This is a genomic window from Paraburkholderia sp. IW21 (assembly GCF_041321145.1).
GTDB lineage: Bacteria > Pseudomonadota > Gammaproteobacteria > Burkholderiales > Burkholderiaceae > Paraburkholderia.
This window is the reverse complement of the sequence record NZ_JBGGWA010000003.1, coordinates 448,702-465,351: the sequence shown is the minus strand read 5'-3', so window position 1 is coordinate 465,351 and position 16,650 is coordinate 448,702. Positions and strand designations below refer to the sequence as shown.

Genomic DNA, 16,650 nt, shown 5'->3' with positions numbered 1-16,650 from the left:
GCGTGTCGCTATCCGTCAGCGACGCTTTCTTCAAGAGGTATCGATGAACCCGCTTTCGCACGCTCTCTCGCGCAACGGCAACAACTTCGACCTGGTGCGGCTCCTTGCCGCCGTGGCCGTCGTGTATGGCCACTCGTATCTGCTGCAGGCGCCGGACGGCACGACTGATTGGGTCCAGAACGCGCTCGGGTTCGACGGCTTCGGTGCGCTTGGCGTCTACGCATTTTTTCTGCTGAGCGGCATGCTGGTGACCGCCAGCTTCGACCGGCAACGCTCGGTGCCTCGTTTCGCCGCGTTGCGCATCGCGCGCCTGTGGCCGGCGGTGGCGGGCGGCTCGCTGGTGGCGGTGTTCATCGTCGGGCCGCTGTTTACGACGCTGCCGCTGCGTGACTATTTCGCCTCGGGCATGACGTGGGCCAACCTCGACAATTTCTCGACCATCGTGCTGAAAACCGGCTGGGCGCTGCCCGGCGTGTTCGAGCACAACCGCTTTCCCGTCGACGTCTGCGCGCCGCTGTGGACGCTGCCGCTCGAAGTGCGCTGTTATCTGATCGTGCTCGTGACCGGCATGCTGGGGTTGCTGTCCAGCGCACGGGGCGCGGCGCTGGCGGCGGCGCTTGGGTGCGCCGCGTTTGTCCTGCACGTGCATCTGCCGCATCTGCAGATCAGGGTGCGTGACTTCAGCGAAACGCCAGGCGGCTATTCGTTCTGGCCGGAGCCGTTTTTCATGCTGGGGATGCTGCTGTACGGATGGCGCGAACGGATCGATATCAACGGCCTGACGGCGCTGGCGTTGGCGATGGTGTTTCTGGTGTTCCGAGATACGGCCGGCGCTCAGCCATTGTTCTATCTGGCCTTTGTCTACGGAGTGCTGTGGGTGGGTACGACGCCGCTCTTGCGGCGTTTCGTGCCACGTCACGATTACTCATATGGGATTTATCTGTACGGCTTCATGGTGCAGCAATGCATCGCGAGTATCGCGCCGCAGTTGAGCCATGTGGCGGCGGTGCTGATCGCCGCGCCATTCATCCTGCTGTGCGCGGCGCTGTCGTGGCACTTCGTGGAGCGGCCGGTGCTGAAGTGGGGCCGCGGGCGCCTTGCGCGTCGGCAGACGCCGCTTACCGCGGGAATCGCGGCAGGGGATCGTGCCGCGCATTGACAAGAGTGGTTGGTGCCAGGATTTGATGCCCCAGGCTTTGAAGCACTGAGTTCGAAGCACTGCATGCCGGCGAACGCGCTTCGCCGGCATGTCTCTTCAGCTTTACGCCTTGCCTGCCGCTTCGCGTTCGGCGGCTTCGATCGTATTGACGAGCAGCATCGTGATGGTCATGGGACCGACGCCGCCCGGCACCGGCGTGATATAGCCGGCCACTTCGCTGACGCCCGCGAAATCGACGTCGCCGCACAGCTTGCCGGCTTCGTCGCGATTCATGCCGACGTCGATCACCGCCGCGCCCGGCTTCACCATGTCTGCGGTAAGAATGTTGTGCAGGCCGGTGGCGGCGACGACCACGTCGGCGTTACGCGTGTGCGCGGCCAGATCGCGCGTTTTGCTATGGCAGATCGTGACGGTCGCGCCCGCTTCGAGCAGCAACAGCGCCATCGGCTTGCCGACGATGTTCGAGCGGCCGATCACCACCGCGTTCGCACCTTGCAGTGGAATCTCGCAGGCGGCCAGCATCTTCATCACGCCGTACGGCGTGCACGGGCGGAACAGCGGCCGGCCGGTCATCAGCGCGCCGGCGTTGGCGACGTGAAAACCGTCGACGTCCTTTTCCGGAGCGATTGCCTCGATCACCTTGTGGCTGTCGATATGCGGCGGCAGCGGCAGTTGCACCAGAATGCCGTGGATGCGCGGATCGTGGTTCAGTTCGTCGATGCGGGCGAGCAGCTCGGCTTCCGGCAAATCGGCTGGATAGCGATCGAACGACGAACCCAGCCCGTTGTCGTGGCACGCCTTCACCTTGTTGCGCACATACACTTCGCTGGCCGGATCGGCGCCCACCAGCACTACGGCGAGGCCCGGCTGGTGCCCGCGGGCGGTGAGGGCGGCGGCGCGCGTGGCGACTTCGGCGCGCAGGGTCTTGGAAAGGGCTAGGCCGTCAATCAGTTTGGCAGTCATGGTCGGTCGAGAGGGGCGGTTTGGAAAGCGGAGCAGGGCGCAGGCGTTGTGCGTAGCCCGCGCGATGACGCTTTTCAGCGAAAACGGGTCGGCACGTGAAAAGCGCGCGGCGCAAATCAGCGATAAGCAGCGCTGCAAAGTCCGACATTATACCGGCCCGGCACCGCGCACCACGTAAGGATTCCGGGTCGCGCGGGGGGCTGTGGATTCGCGCCGCGTCGGCCGGGTATGCAAGTGGTGGGTGTCAGCGTGAACACTCGCCGTGGCGGGCGGCCGCGCACGGCTTGTATGCCGCCCCGGCCGTCGAGGACTTCTCTGCTGTTATTGCTGCACCGGCTGCCAGCTATCGTCCGGATCGAACGATTTAACAGCGGCCGCGGCACGCGCGGTTTGTGGTCCCAGGTTCTTCTGATAGACCTGACCGTCCTGATTGACGATGAAACTCATCACGCCGGTCTTGCCGTATTCGGCCGGCGAGGCGATCAGGCCGAACCCTTTGGTCAGCACGCCGCCCTCGATGTAGTTCTGCGCGCCACCCTTCGCGTGCGAACCTTGCGCCGTCAGGATCCGGTAGTGATAGCCGTGATAGGCGTCTTTCGGCAGTGTGCCGTTGGGCATGGTGGCGGCGAGCGGTCCGAGCGGGCTTTCCGTTTCGCCGGGCGCCGTCGCCCAATACAGGCCGTCATGCTGGCCCGGCGTGCTGACGAAGCGCTGTGCATAGTGCTGGGTCAGGTTGTGATAATCGTTTTGCGAGTCGACGTAGGCGAGCGAGGTCAGAATCGCCGAGCGTTCGTTGCGGCCGATGCGGCGCGTCAGCATTTCGTCCTGCGCGGCGGGCGGATCGAAACGCCACCCGTGTCCGGCTTGCACGAGCGGAATCGGCAAGGTCCATCCACTGTCGCCGACCGCCAGGTGAGCGGTCGCGCGACCCTTGCTCTTCACCGGATCGCCGACGATCTGATGGCCTTTCGACCATGCGCCGAGGAACTGATAGATGTCGTCCTCGCCGATGCCTGCGGATGGAATGAAGCGATGGAAGTCGTTGCCGAGCACATGCTTGAGCGCACCTTCGTCGTTGCGCGCGAGGGCGTCGACGAACGCATTGGCGGCGGCGTCGGCACTGGGGTAGACCGCCTGCGCGTGGGCGGCGCTCGTGCCGAGCAGCAGCACCGGCGCCACCACCAGGGTCCCGGGAGTGCCGAAGGCGACGGCGAGTGTCAGAACGTGGGCGCGCAGAGCGCCGCGTGGGAATAAGCGAATCATCAGGGACTCCTCTTGATCGTTCAACGGTTGCGGCCGATGTGACGCTCACCACCGCCGCCGCCACCCAGCCTGCCACCACCGCTGTTGCCGCCCAAGCCGCCGCCCGTGCGTTGCTGACCGCCGCCGTTCGCGCCTAAGCCGCCGCCCGTGCGTTGCTGACCGCTGCCGTTCGCACCGAGGCCGCCGCCTGTCCGTTGCTGGGCACTGCCATTCGCACCGAGGTCACCGCTGCCGGAGCGGTTCGCGGCTGCGTTGCGGCTCGTCTGGCCGCGCTGCGTGTCCTGCCGCGCGGTGTTGCCGTCGCCGGCGCCGCGCAGCGCGTTATCGCGATTGACGTTCTGCGCGCGGTTTTGCAGATCGGTGTTCGCCGTGCCGCCCTGATGAATGCCTTGCACGCGCTGGCTCGCACTGCCGCTCAGGTTCTGGCCGGTGCGGCTTTGCAAGGTCTGCTGCGCCTGGGCGCGGGCGTCGTCACGACCGCGATAGGCATCGCGCTGCGCGCCCCCGAGGTTGTTGTTGACGTTGCGGTTGATATTCGCGTTGTTGACGTTGCGATTGACGTTGGTGTTGCGGTTCCAGTTCGTCGTGCTGCTGTTCACGTTGAGCCGGTTGTTCACGTTGATGTTGTTGTACCGGTTCACGTTGATGTTGACGTCATGTGTGTTCCAGTTGAAGCCACCCCACAACGAGTTGGCAACGGCGACGCCGGCACCGAACGCAAGTCCGGTGGCGAAACCCGTTGCGATTGCATAGCCGGGCGGCGGCGGGACATACACGGGCGGGTACGCGGGATAGGGCCACGTGCCGTAGACGACTGTCGGGTTATAGGTCGGCACATACACCACTTGCGGATTGGCCGGCACGATCTGGATCGTGCTTTGCTCGACCACGACCTTCTGCTGCGAACTGGTCTTCAGATTGCCGGCCGCTTGCGCCTGCTTGCGCAAGCGTTGCACGGAGTCCATCACGTCATTCGACTGGCCGAGAAAGGCGGTACCGAGTTGCGAAACCCAGTCGGGCTTCGACGCCATCGTCGCGAGGACCTGCGGGAAGGCGACCAGCGATTGCACGCTCGGGTCCCATGGTTCCGAAGCAACGGCTTTGACGGCGTCGTCGCCTTGCAGCCTGGCGTTCGCCTTCGACCATGCGGCCGCGGCCTGCACGTCTTGCGGGAAGGTGGCGGCCATCAGCACCTGTGCGAGCAGTGCGTCGGGATACAGCGCAATAGGGGCGGTCAGCGAATCGAGTTGCTGGTTCGACATCTTCGCGGCGCTTTGCGCATAGGCGAGGCCTGGCGTAGCGAGACCGATGAAGAGGGGCGCCCCCGCGAGTGCGGCGCAAACAAGCATCACGCGCGAACGGTGTGCTCCGGATCGTTTCACGATGAAATCCTCCCGGCTGCGTTAGACGCGCGAAGTCGATGCGCAGCGCATGCTGCGTTGCTTCGGCGCGATGAAAAAAAGAAGGAAGTAAAGAGTGGAATGGACGGCCCTGGTGTGGCCGAACCGATCGATAAGACACGTACGACAGCGAAGCGGCCATGCCACTTCACCTGCTTTACACCGCCTCGCGATGCCGGGTACGCCAACTGCAGTTCGTCTGTCCTGCATTCATCGGGCATCAGCGCTTCCTGCTAAGGAGTTCTGCGTAAATTAAGGGGCGCGGCCTGGCTTGTCAATCTGGTCAGAGGAAAGAAATTGTTGCCGTTCGACGTAAGTCGATGCTGATTGGCGCGCGCAATGCTGAATAGATAACGAGGCGTCGAACCGTGCGGTTCGACGTCATTGCATTGGGGCGGACAGCGGAAGGGGAGAAGCGGAATGGACACGGGCGGGCCGGACTTTCGACAGTCCGGCCGCGTTACGACTCAACAGCGATCAGGTGTGGCGTTCAGCGCTTACGGCACTCATTGCGCCTGTTGCGGCTTGTTCGACAGCGCCAGTCGCAGCAGATCGGCGACCGTGTTGACGTTGAGCTTTTCCATGATGTTCGCGCGGTGTGCTTCGACCGTCTTGATGCTGATGCCGAGGTCGTCGGCGATCTGCTTGTTCAGGCGGCCCGCGATAATGCGCTCGAGCACCTGATGCTCACGCGCGGTCAGTTTGCCCAGACGTTCGGCGGCGGCGCGTTGTTGCTGAACGCTGGTGCTTTCGCTGCGCGCCTTGTCGAGCATGCGCTCGACCAGCTTGCGCAGTTCGGCTTCGTCGAACGGCTTTTCGATGAAGTCCATCGCGCCTTTTTTCATCGTCGACACGGCCATCGGCACGTCGCCGTGACCCGTCACGAAGATGATCGGCAGCGACGCATTGTCGGCGATCAGGCGTTCCTGCAACTCGAGCCCGCTCATGCCGGACATCCGCACATCGAGAATCAGACACGCGATCTGGCCCGGATGCGTATGCGGCTGCCATGCGTCGATGAACTGCTCGGCGCTGGAGAAGCATTGCACGCGGTAGCCGTTCGCCTCCAGCAGCCAGCGCAGCGAATCTCGCACGGCCTCGTCGTCGTCGACGACAAAGACAGTTTCCTGTGTGGTGACTGGGCTGTTCATAGCTCTCCCGTAACGGTTTGTGGTGTCGGCGCCTCTGACCCGCCGTTGCTCGGGCCGTCAGGCTCTCCAATAGGCAGACTGCAATGGAACGTGGCCCCTGTGATATGGCCGTCAGACTCGACGTTGTTCACCACCCACAGACGACCGCGGTGCGATTCGATAATCGAACGGCAAATGTTCAGCCCCATGCCCATACCATCGGACTTGGTGCTGTAAAACGGTTCAAAGAGACGCTCGGCTGTCGCTTCGTCGACGCCCGGTCCCTGGTCGACGACGCTGATGCAGACAAACCCGCTTTCCAGCCGCACGACCACGCGAATCACGGGGTCGACCGCGTTCGGGCGTGCATCGTGCATGGCCTCGGCGCCGTTCTTCAGCAGGTTGACCAGCACCTGCTCGATCAGCACCGGATCGACGTAGATCACCGGCAGGCGCGAGCGCAGATCGGTCACGATACGAATCTTGCGTTTGCGCGCTTCGAGTTCGGCCAGACCCACGGCGTCGGCGACGATATCGGCTACGCGGGTGGCCTGGCGTTTCGGCTCGCTGCGTTTCACGAACTCGCGAATGCGCTTGATGATCATGCCGGCCCGCACTGCCTGCTGGGCGGTTTTCTCGAGCACGGGCAGAAGATTGTCAGGCGTCGTCCGACCGGATTTAACCAGTGCCACGGTTCCCGAGCAATAGTTATTGATCGCGGCGAGCGGCTGATTGAGTTCGTGCGCGAGCGAAGAGGCCATTTCGCCCATCGTCATCAGGCGGCTGGTGAACTGCAGCTTTTCGTCCTGCTGGCGCGAGAGTTCCTGAGCCTGCTTGCGCGTGGTGATGTCGGTCGCGATCTGCATCTGCGCGAGGTGGCCGTCCACCCACTGGATGTACTGGCGGCGCACTTCGAACCACTTCTGGATGCTCTGCACGTAGACTTCCTGCGCGTCGGCGGTGCTTTCGGTCAACGCGGCGGCGGGCAGGCCCGCATAGGCATCCACCATATCGATCGAATCGGACGATGCCTGTGCGCTATCGAACCCGCCGCCGGCCAATTCCAGATGACCGTCCGGGCGGATGCCGAACAGGTGGCGGTAGTAGCGGTTGGCAAACAGCAGTTCGGCTTCGTCGGCGGCCAGCACGGACACGGCCGCGTCGAGGCTCTCGAGGACCGTCGTGAAGCGCTCGTGCGCGGCGGCGAGTTCTTCGCGTGCGCGTTTCGGCTCGGTGATGTCGGTCATCGACGACATCCAGCCGGTCTGGCGGCCCGAGCTGTCGATCAGCGGCGACACATACAGGCGCGCATGGAACAGCGAACCGTCCTTGCGGCGCACTCGCAATTCGAAGCCCGAGGAGGGCGCCTTGCCGCGCAGCGTCATGTCGAGCTGACGTTGCATCTCCGGGTAAGCATCGCGCGGCCAGTAAGCGAACGGCGCGTTCTTGCCGACCAGATCGCTCTCGTCCCAGCCGGTCATACGGCAAAACGCCGGATTGACGTGAGTGATGCGGCCGTGCATGTCGAGCACGCGCATACCGATCAGCACCGAGTTCTCCATCGCGCGCCGGAAGAAGGCTTCGGCGTACAGCGCCTGCTGCGCCTCGAAGCGCTGCCGCGTGTGCTTCCACAGGCTCCACAAACTCCACAGCACGAAGCACGACAGACCGGCCACCAGCCAGACGAGCGTGTTGTTGGTGAAGTTGGTCATCTGCGGGAACGCGTACACGCGTACCGAGACGCCCTGGCCCGGCGGGTCGAGCGGCAGGTCGTAGAACATGTCGCGCGGCAGGCGCGGGCGCGTCGACGTGGTAGTCAACTCGCGGTTGTTCACGTCGATGATCGAGATTTTGTATTTCGCCGACAACTCGGGAGGAATGTCGTGCTTCAGGATGCCTTCCACCGAGAACACGGCGGCGATCGTGCCGAGGAAGTCGCGGTCGCGATAGACCGGCGTTTGCAGCGTGATGTAGCCGTTGCCGAGGTCGTCGTAGATCAGCGGCGAGTACACCTGGCGGCGCGTATTGCGCGCCTCGTTGAAGGCGGCTTTGACGGCTTCGTCCATCTGCGCGTCGTTCGGCTTGGCAAGGCGCTGGCCGAATACGGGGAGTGCGGTATTGGGCCAGCGCGGCTGCTGCTGGCTCGTGTACCAGTTCATGTAGAGGATCTCGGGATGCCCCTGCATGATGTCCGTGGTGGACACCTGGAATGAATGCGGATCGGCGTGTCCGGCGACGAGATCGCGGGCCAGCGCCTGAATCTGCTCCTGCGCGCCGGTCATGGACAGGCGGATCTGCTGCTGCGCCCACGCGACGTTACGGTAGAGCGTGTCTTCCTGCTGCTGCTGTTCGCGCCGGTTCAGGCTCCACAGAATCAGGCTCATGACGACCAGGAAAACCAGGATCGACAACAGCGGCGTGAGCAAATAGGAGTTCGACCACCACGGTCCGTGGTGCCAGCGGGATGACGGCGTCGAATCCGCCGGCGAACCGGTGGTGCGCGCCGAGCGTGCGAAAAGCCGTTCGGTCAACATGCGTGGCATTGTAGCGCAGCGTGTCGCTGGCAAATGGCGCAAAAAAGCGCTGAAGGTACAGTTAATCGGCGCAAACTAGCCGTCGTATCCGTCGATCGGCAGTCAACCCAGGTTGCGCCGCAACAATTTTCCGCATTATGAGAATGAATCTCGTAATTCGAAAATTTTGTTGCATGGACGTCGGGACCCTTATTACAATCGGCCAAAGCTGCCGCGGCCGTGCTTCGTCCGCGTCGTCTGTTCAAAGAGCGTTCCTCTATATCCAGGAGACGAGCATGTCCGCTGTACCCGACGAAGTCATGAAATATGTCGCCGCCGAAAAAGACGACGATCCCCAGGAAACCGGCGAATGGCTGGAAGCGCTGGATGGCGTGATTTCTGCTGTGGGCCCCGATCGCGCTCACTATCTGATCGAGAAGCAAATCGAATTCGCCCGTGTTCACGGCGAACATCTGCCGTTCTCTGCCAATACCCCGTACATCAATACAATTCCTGTGTCGCGTCAGGCGCCGATTCCCGGCGACCAGGACCTCGAACACCGCATTCGCTCGTACACGCGCTGGAACGCCATCGCCATGGTGCTGCGGGCGGGCAAGGACACGAACGTCGGCGGCCACATCGCATCGTTCGCGTCGGCCGCCACGCTGTACGACGTCGGCTATAACCATTTCTGGCACGCACCGTCGGCCGAACATGGTGGCGATCTCGTGTTCGTGCAGGGCCATTCGTCGCCGGGTGTGTACTCGCGCGCGTTCCTGCTCGGCCGTCTGCAAGAAAGCCAGCTCGACAACTTCCGTCAGGAAGTGGGCGGCGAGGGCATCTCGTCGTATCCGCACCCGTGGCTGATGCCGGACTTCTGGCAGTTCCCGACCGTCTCGATGGGCCTCGGCCCGATCATGGCGATCTATCAGGCCCGCTTCATGAAGTACATGCAGGCGCGCGGCATCGCGAAGACCGAAGGCCGCAAGGTCTGGGCATTCCTGGGCGACGGCGAAACGGATGAACCGGAATCGCTCGGCGCAATCGGCATGGCCGGTCGCGAACGCCTCGACAACCTCGTGTTCGTGATCAACTGCAACCTGCAGCGCCTCGACGGCCCGGTGCGCGGCAACGGCAAGATCATCCAGGAACTCGAAAGCGAATTCCGCGGCGCAGGCTGGAACGTCATCAAGGTCATCTGGGGCAGCCGCTGGGATGCGCTGTTCCAACGCGACAAGTCGGGCGCACTGATGCGCCGGATGATGGAAGTGGTCGACGGCGAATACCAGACGTACAAGTCGGAGTCGGGCGCGTTTGTTCGCGAACACTTCTTCAACACGCCGGAACTGAAGGCGCTGGTCGCCGAATGGTCCGACGAGGACATCTGGAATCTGAATCGCGGCGGCCACGATCCGCACAAGATCTACGCGGCGTTCCAGGAAGCATCGAATTCGCAGGGCCAGCCGACCGTGATCCTCGCGAAGACGATCAAGGGCTATGGCATGGGCGAAGCCGGCCAGGCGATGAACATCACCCACCAGCAGAAGAAGATGCAGGTGGATCAGCTGAAGAAATTCCGCGACCAGTTCCGTCTGCCGATCAGTGACGAAGACCTCGTCCACGTGCCGTACCTCAAGTTCGAAGAAGGGTCGAAGGAACTCGAGTACATGCGCGCTCGCCGTCAGGAGCTCGGCGGCTATCTGCCGGCGCGTCGTCAGAAGGCCGAGTCGCTGCCGGTGCCGGAACTGTCGGCATTCGAGCCGCTGCTCAAGGGCACGGGCGAAGGCCGCGAGATCTCCACGACGATGGCGTTCGTGCGGATCCTGAACATTCTGCTGAAAGACAAGGCGCTCGGTAAGCGCATCGTGCCGATCGTGCCGGACGAGTCGCGTACCTTCGGTATGGAAGGCCTGTTCCGTCAGATCGGTATCTGGAATCAGGAAGGCCAGAAGTACGTGCCGGAAGATTCCGACCAGCTGATGTTCTATCGCGAATCGGAAACCGGCCAGATCCTGCAGGAAGGGATCAACGAAGCCGGGGGGATGTGTGACTGGATCGCCGCCGCGACGTCGTACTCGACGCACGGCGAGATCATGATCCCGTTCTACATCTTCTACTCGATGTTCGGCTTCCAGCGTATCGGCGATCTGGCATGGGCGGCGGGCGATATGCGTTCGCGCGGCTTCATGCTGGGGGGCACCGCTGGCCGCACCACGCTGAACGGCGAAGGTTTGCAACACGAAGACGGCCACTCGCTGCTGTGGGCGGCTTCGGTGCCGAACTGCATCAGCTACGACCCGACCTTCGGTTACGAGCTTGCGGTCATCATGCAAGACGGTCTGCGCCGCATGGTTGCCGAGCAGGAAGACGTGTACTACTACGTCACGGTGATGAACGAAAACTACGAGCACCCGGCGATTCCGCAGGGCGATGCAGTAGCCGCCGACATCATCAAGGGTATGTATGCCTTCCGCAAAGCTGAAGCGGACAAAAAGGCGCCGCGCGTTCAACTGATGGGCGCAGGCACGATCTTCAACGAAGTGATCGCCGCTGCCGATCTGCTGAAGAACGACTGGGGCGTCGCTGCCGATTTGTGGAGCGTGCCGAGCTTCACCGAACTGGCTCGCGAAGGCCACGAAGTGCAGCGTTGGAACCTGTTGCACCCGACCGAAGAGAAGCAAGTCTCGCACGTCGAGAAGCTCCTGAAGGACGCACAAGGTCCGGTCATCGCCTCGACCGACTACGTGCGCGCGCTGACGGAACAGATTCGCGCGTTCGTGCCGCAGAAGTTTGTCGTGCTGGGCACGGATGGCTACGGCCGTTCGGACACGCGCGAAAAGCTGCGCCACTTCTTCGAAGTCGACCGCTACTGGGTCACGGTTGCCGCGTTGAATGCACTGGCAGATGAAGGCACGATCGAACGCAAGGTCGTCGCCGAGGCGCTCAAGAAGTACAACCTTGATCCCGCCAAACCCAACCCGATGACCGTCTAAGGCATCATTCCCCGTGTGCCACGGCGTGCGCGCCCGCCCCTGATCGACAGGAGCGGGTTGCGTGCGCGGCCCAGGAGACACTAACAATGAGTCAAGCGATCGAAGTCAAGGTGCCGGACATCGGCGATTACAAGGACATTCCTGTAATCGAGGTGCTGGTAAAGGCGGGTGATACCGTCGAGAAAGAGCAATCGCTCGTTACGCTGGAATCCGATAAGGCGACCATGGATGTGCCGAGTTCGGTAGCCGGTGTCGTCAAGGAAGTGAAGGTCAAGGTGGGCGACAACGTGTCGGAAGGCTCGTTGATCGTCGTGCTGGAAGGCGCGGACGCTGCCGCGCCGGCCCCGGCGCCCGCTGCTGCAGCGGCCCCTGCGCCGGCTCCCGCTGCCGCTGCAAGCGGCGGTGGCCTGCAAGAAGTCAAAGTGCCGGATATTGGCGATTACAAAGACATTCCCGTGATCGAAGTCTCGGTGAAGGTCGGCGACCGCGTCGAGAAAGAGCAGTCGCTGGTAACGCTCGAGTCCGACAAGGCGACCATGGACGTGCCGAGCTCGGCCGCCGGCGTCGTCAAGGAAGTGAAGGTCAAGGTCGGCGATAACGTGTCGGAAGGCTCGGTGATCATTGTGCTGGAAGCCGATGGCGCCGCTGCTGCTCCGGCTGCCGCACCTGCGCATAAGCAGGAACCGGCCGAGAAGCCATCGGATGCGCCGGCTGTTCCGTCGCCCGCGCCCGCTTCGCCCTCAGCGCTCGCACAAGCGCCGCTGATTCCGGCCGGCGAGGGTGGTGCACGGCGTGCCAGCCATGCGTCGCCGTCCGTGCGCAAGTTCGCGCGCGAACTCGGTGTCGACGTGACGCAAGTGCAGGGCACGGGTCCGAAGGGCCGCATCACGCAAGCGGATGTGACCGGCTTCATCAAGGGTGTGATGACGGGGCAGCGTGCTGCACCGGCAGGCGCTGCGGCATCGGCGGGTGCGGGTGGTGGCGAGCTGAACCTGCTGCCGTGGCCGAAGGTCGACTTCACCAAGTTCGGTCCGGTCGATCCGAAGCCGCTGTCGCGCATCAAGAAGATTTCGGGCGCGAACCTGCATCGCAACTGGGTCATGATTCCGCACGTCACAAACAACGACGAAGCGGACATCACCGACCTCGAAGCGCTGCGCGTGCAGTTGAACAAGGAAAACGAAAAGGCCGGCGTGAAGATCACGATGCTGGCGTTCGTGATCAAGGCGGTCGTGTCCGCCCTGAAGCAATTCCCGACGTTCAATGCCAGCCTTGACGGCGATAACCTGGTGTTCAAGCAGTACTTCCATATCGGGTTTGCTGCCGATACGCCGAATGGTCTGGTCGTTCCGGTGATTCGTGAGGTCGACAAGAAGGGTTTGATCGATATCGCGAAGGAAATGACCGAGCTTTCCAAGGCCGCGCGTGATGGCAAGCTGAAGCCGGATCAGATGCAAGGTGGCTGCTTCTCGATTTCTTCCCTGGGTGGCATTGGCGGTACGAACTTCACGCCGATTATCAATGCGCCTGAAGTCGCCATTCTTGGGTTGTCGCGTGGTGCGATGAAGCCGGTTTGGGACGGTAAGCAGTTTGTTCCGCGTCTGATTTTGCCGCTGTCGTTGTCGTATGACCATCGGGTGATTGATGGCGCGGCGGCCGCGCGGTTCAATGCTTATCTGGGTGCGATTCTTGCCGATTTTCGGCGTGTGATTCTTTGATCTGGTGACGTCGCTGTAGCGCCGGGAGCGTGGGTTTTTGTTGGTGATCCACGTCTCTCGATGAACTTGATTTCATGTCGGTCTACCAGTGTCGCCTCTGTGCGGGGCGGCACTTACTTTTCTTTGCACCCCAAGGGTACTTCCTGCGGGGCGTTTTCCAAAGAAAAGTAAGCAAAAGAAAGGCGCGTCCTTGGGCGGACGGCAAAGACTGTTTCTGTCCAACACGCTGCCAGTTTCTGCGCTGTTTTTAGGCTGCTTGTTCTGTTCGCGCTGCCTCATCATCACGATCAATAAGAGAAGGGGACACTATGAGTCTCGTCGAAGTAAAAGTGCCGGATATCGGTGACTTCAAGGACGTCGATGTCATCGAAGTCAATATCAAACCGGGCGATGTCATCAAGCACGAACAGGCGCTGATGACGCTCGAGTCCGATAAGGCCTCCATCGAAGTGCCGAGCGATACCGCCGGTACAGTCAAGGAAGTACGCGTAAAAACCGGCGACAAAGTTTCGCAAGGCACGGTCATCGCCATCGTCGAGTCGTCGGCTGACGCCGCACCGGCTAAAGATGCACCGAAGGCCGCGGCCAAAGAACCTGAGAAAGCGCCGGCTCAAGCGGATGCAAAACCGCAAGCTGCGCAAGCCGCAGCCGCGCCTAAAGCTGCCGCTCCCGCTCCGCAAGCCGGCAGCTTTTCCGGCAACGCGGATATCGAGTGCGACATGCTCGTGCTCGGTTCGGGCCCCGGTGGTTACTCGGCTGCGTTTCGTTCGGCCGACCTCGGCATGAAGACGGTGCTCGTCGAACGTTATGCAACGCTCGGCGGCGTGTGTCTGAATGTTGGCTGTATTCCGTCGAAGGCACTGTTGCACACGGCGCTCGTGATCGACGAAGCGGAAGCGCTCGGCGCGCACGGCATTACGTTCGCCAAGCCGCAAATCGATCTCGACAAGCTGCGCGACTTCAAGTCGGGCGTCGTCAAGAAGCTCACCGGCGGTCTCGCCGGCATGGCCAAGATGCGCAAGGTCGAAGTCGTGACGGGTAACGGCTCGTTCGTCGATCCGCATCACATGGAAGTTCAGACCGAGGGCGGCAAGAAGGTCGTCAAGTTCAAGCAGGCGATCATCGCCGCTGGCTCGGAAGCGGTGAAGCTGCCGTTCATTCCCGAAGATCCGCGTGTGGTCGATTCGACCGGCGCGCTCGAACTGCGGCAGATTCCGCAACGCATGCTGGTGATCGGCGGCGGCATCATCGGGCTGGAAATGGCCACGGTGTACGCCACGCTCGGCGCGCAGATCGATGTGGTCGAAATGCTCGACGGCTTGATGGCCGGCGCGGATCGCGATCTGGTCAAGGTCTGGGAAAAGTACAACAGCAAGCGTTTTGCCAACGTCATGCTGAAGACCAAAACCACGGGCGCTGAAGCGAAAGACGACGGTATCTACGTGTCGTTCGAAGGCGAAAAGGCGCCCGCTGAAGCGCAACGCTATGACCTCGTGCTGGTCGCCGTCGGCCGTACGCCGAATGGCAAGAAGATCGGCGCGGACAAGGCCGGCGTCGCGGTAACGGATCGCGGCTTCATCGACGTCGACAAGCAGATGCGCACCAACGTGCCGCATATCTTTGCGATCGGCGATATCGTCGGTCAGCCGATGCTCGCCCACAAAGCCGTGCATGAAGCTCATGTTGCCGCCGAAGTCGCGCACGGCGAAAAGGCGTACTTCGACGCACTGCAGATTCCGTCGGTGGCCTACACCGATCCGGAAGTGGCTTGGGCGGGCAAGACGGAAGACCAGCTCAAGGCCGAGGGCATCAAGTACGGCAAGGCGGTGTTCCCGTGGGCTGCTTCGGGCCGCGCGATCGCCAATGGCCGCGACGAAGGCTTCACCAAGCTGCTGTTCGACGAAGAAACGCATCGGGTGATCGGCGGCGGGATCGTCGGCCTGAATGCGGGTGACCTGATCAGTGAAGTCTGTCTCGCGATCGAAATGGGTGCGGACGCAACGGATATCGGTAAGACGATTCACCCGCATCCGACGCTCGGCGAATCGATCGGGATGGCCGCCGAGTTGTACGAAGGCGTCTGCACGGACCTGCCGCCGCAGAAAAAGAAGTAATGCCGCTCGGCCCGTCTGCATGCAGGCGGGCACGATGAAGCAGAGAAAAAAATGGCGCGCCCCGCAAAGGGCGCGCCATTTTTTTCAGCAAGCAGGTAAAGCGTTTGTCGTTTTCGAACGGTTAAACAATATCCGCCGAGCGGCGTCAGGCAGCCGGGCGCGTCAGGCAGCGGAGAAAAAAATCCCGGCCTTTCGCCGGGCAAACGATACGCTATTCAACGTATCGGAGCGTTCGGCCATGTAGACCCGTGTGAGCGGCAACGGCGCGACGTTGTTGCTTGCAGCAACGCCGGCCCTGCATGTGAGCCGGACCGGCGTAATGTGATGCTTGAACCTTAAACAGTCTTCTTGGCCGAGCGCGATGCTTGCGCAGCAGCTTGCGAAGCTGCCTTCGATGCGGCCGTTGCGGCTGCATTGAAGTTGCTTTCGGCGATCTCGACAGCTTGCTTGGTCGCCTTGTGGACCGTTTCGTACGTGGTGTTGGCGGCGGTGATCGCCGACTTCATCACGGCGACAGCGGTTTCCGAACCGGCCGGTGCATTCTTCGCGACATTTTCGACGAGCGCCTGGACCTTGCGGTTTTGCTCTTCGAATTGGGCTTCAGCGACGCGGGTGAATTCACCTTGCGTTGCCGAAACGATTTCATATACGTGACGGCCGTACGACAGCGCCTTCTCAGCCACCGGCTGCGCGAGGCTCGCCTGCAGCGCCAGCAATTCCTGCGCGTCCTTCACCGACAGGGCACGTTGGGCATTTTCCTGGCTTTCGGCGAGCGTGGATTTCACCACTTGCAGGTTCAGCTCCACCAGCTTTTCGACGCCTTCAAATGCTTTGGTCGTCAGGCCGAACAACGTTTCAAAGTTGGCTTTCTGGGCTGCAGCGAATTGCTCAGGGGTCAGCAGAGTCATGGTTTACGCTCCTGGATAGCGGTCTGTCTGTGCGGACCGCATTGGGTTGGTGGCGAGACGCTTTAGCTCGTCTCCCCGGACCGCGATGTTTTGTGCATCGCAGCAATGGTTCCCATTTTAGGATGGTCGCGAGGAATGTCAAGCGCTTTTTGTGCGTTGCACAATATCGATAAATTGCTGATAAAACAGCATGTTATGCAGTAAGCATGACATACAGGTGACGCAGGCCACTTGAGCTGGCGCACCACGCTGGTGCGCAAGGAAATCACGCTTTTTACTGACCGTGTGACGCATTCGGATTGCCGTCTTAAAGGGGGGGGGTCAGATACATCGACCTAACGTGTAGGAAAAAACTCACGCGGCTGCGGATTTGTTGTAAACCATAAAGTGTCACGGAACGTTAATCTTGCATACCGGTCGAATGCGCGTTGGCGGTTTCCAGCAGGCGTTTAACAGGTTGCTGCGAGACCCTCGGCGACGCTCCTTTGC

The 16,650-nt window shown here is 61.9% G+C and carries 11 protein-coding genes; 5 read left to right on the top strand and 6 right to left on the bottom strand.

From position 1 onward, the window contains the following. The first annotated feature begins 43 nt into the window (after nt 1-43). Nucleotides 44-1,159, top strand: a complete 1,116-nt coding sequence (locus ACAX43_RS09335; RefSeq protein WP_370708095.1) for an acyltransferase family protein — start codon at nt 44-46, stop codon at nt 1,157-1,159. Nucleotides 1,160-1,261: 102 nt separating this feature from the next. Here ACAX43_RS09335 and folD read toward each other — a convergent pair whose 3' ends face one another. From folD to fixL, 5 genes are all read right to left on the bottom strand, one after another. Next, on the bottom strand, nt 1,262-2,122 hold the full coding sequence (gene folD, locus ACAX43_RS09330) for a bifunctional methylenetetrahydrofolate dehydrogenase/methenyltetrahydrofolate cyclohydrolase FolD (RefSeq protein WP_370708094.1): 861 nt from the start codon (nt 2,120-2,122) through the stop codon (nt 1,262-1,264). Between the two features lie 321 nt (nt 2,123-2,443). Then, nucleotides 2,444-3,385: a DUF2950 domain-containing protein gene (locus ACAX43_RS09325; protein WP_370708093.1), complete on the bottom strand. Its 942-nt coding sequence runs from the start codon at nt 3,383-3,385 to the stop codon at nt 2,444-2,446. Between the two features lie 20 nt (nt 3,386-3,405). After that, nucleotides 3,406-4,767 (bottom strand): DUF3300 domain-containing protein, encoded by a 1,362-nt coding sequence (locus tag ACAX43_RS09320; RefSeq protein WP_370708092.1) that lies wholly within the window; start codon nt 4,765-4,767, stop codon nt 3,406-3,408. 524 nt (nt 4,768-5,291) lie between these two features. Next, nucleotides 5,292-5,936 (bottom strand): oxygen response regulator transcription factor FixJ, encoded by a 645-nt coding sequence (gene fixJ / locus ACAX43_RS09315; protein ID WP_090685570.1) that lies wholly within the window; start codon nt 5,934-5,936, stop codon nt 5,292-5,294. Then, a complete protein-coding gene (fixL, locus tag ACAX43_RS09310) occupies nt 5,933-8,449 on the bottom strand; it encodes an oxygen sensor histidine kinase FixL (protein WP_370708091.1) in 2,517 nt (838 codons plus the stop codon). Before fixL ends, fixJ begins: the two co-directional genes overlap by 4 nt. A gap of 275 nt (nt 8,450-8,724) precedes the next feature. On the opposite strand from fixL, the gene aceE reads away from it, so the two are divergent. From aceE to ACAX43_RS09290, 4 genes are all read left to right on the top strand, one after another. Beyond that, nucleotides 8,725-11,421: a pyruvate dehydrogenase (acetyl-transferring), homodimeric type gene (gene aceE, locus ACAX43_RS09305; protein ID WP_370708090.1), complete on the top strand. Its 2,697-nt coding sequence runs from the start codon at nt 8,725-8,727 to the stop codon at nt 11,419-11,421. An 86-nt stretch (nt 11,422-11,507) separates the two neighbouring features. Then, on the top strand, nt 11,508-13,139 hold the full coding sequence (gene aceF, locus ACAX43_RS09300) for a dihydrolipoyllysine-residue acetyltransferase (RefSeq protein ID WP_370708089.1): 1,632 nt from the start codon (nt 11,508-11,510) through the stop codon (nt 13,137-13,139). Between the two features lie 308 nt (nt 13,140-13,447). After that, nucleotides 13,448-15,253: a dihydrolipoyl dehydrogenase gene (lpdA, locus tag ACAX43_RS09295; RefSeq protein ID WP_370708088.1), complete on the top strand. Its 1,806-nt coding sequence runs from the start codon at nt 13,448-13,450 to the stop codon at nt 15,251-15,253. A 34-nt stretch (nt 15,254-15,287) separates the two neighbouring features. Further along, nucleotides 15,288-15,497, top strand: a complete 210-nt coding sequence (locus tag ACAX43_RS09290) for a hypothetical protein (RefSeq protein WP_370708087.1) — start codon at nt 15,288-15,290, stop codon at nt 15,495-15,497. A 91-nt stretch (nt 15,498-15,588) separates the two neighbouring features. Here ACAX43_RS09290 and ACAX43_RS09285 read toward each other — a convergent pair whose 3' ends face one another. Beyond that, entirely contained in the window at nt 15,589-16,161 is a 573-nt protein-coding gene (locus ACAX43_RS09285; protein WP_063496642.1) for a phasin family protein, read from the bottom strand. Between the last annotated feature and the right edge of the window lie 489 nt (nt 16,162-16,650).

Coding starts and splice junctions, on each gene's coding strand:
- ACAX43_RS09335 (WP_370708095.1), top strand. CDS start 44: ATGAACCCGCTTTCGCACGCTCTCTCGCGCAACGGCAACAACTTCGAC.
- folD (WP_370708094.1), bottom strand. CDS start 2,122: ATGACTGCCAAACTGATTGACGGCCTAGCCCTTTCCAAGACCCTGCGC.
- ACAX43_RS09325 (WP_370708093.1), bottom strand. CDS start 3,385: ATGATTCGCTTATTCCCACGCGGCGCTCTGCGCGCCCACGTTCTGACA.
- fixJ (WP_090685570.1), bottom strand. CDS start 5,936: ATGAACAGCCCAGTCACCACACAGGAAACTGTCTTTGTCGTCGACGAC.
- fixL (WP_370708091.1), bottom strand. CDS start 8,449: ATGTTGACCGAACGGCTTTTCGCACGCTCGGCGCGCACCACCGGTTCG.
- aceE (WP_370708090.1), top strand. CDS start 8,725: ATGTCCGCTGTACCCGACGAAGTCATGAAATATGTCGCCGCCGAAAAA.
- aceF (WP_370708089.1), top strand. CDS start 11,508: ATGAGTCAAGCGATCGAAGTCAAGGTGCCGGACATCGGCGATTACAAG.
- lpdA (WP_370708088.1), top strand. CDS start 13,448: ATGAGTCTCGTCGAAGTAAAAGTGCCGGATATCGGTGACTTCAAGGAC.
- ACAX43_RS09290 (WP_370708087.1), top strand. CDS start 15,288: ATGAAGCAGAGAAAAAAATGGCGCGCCCCGCAAAGGGCGCGCCATTTT.
- ACAX43_RS09285 (WP_063496642.1), bottom strand. CDS start 16,161: ATGACTCTGCTGACCCCTGAGCAATTCGCTGCAGCCCAGAAAGCCAAC.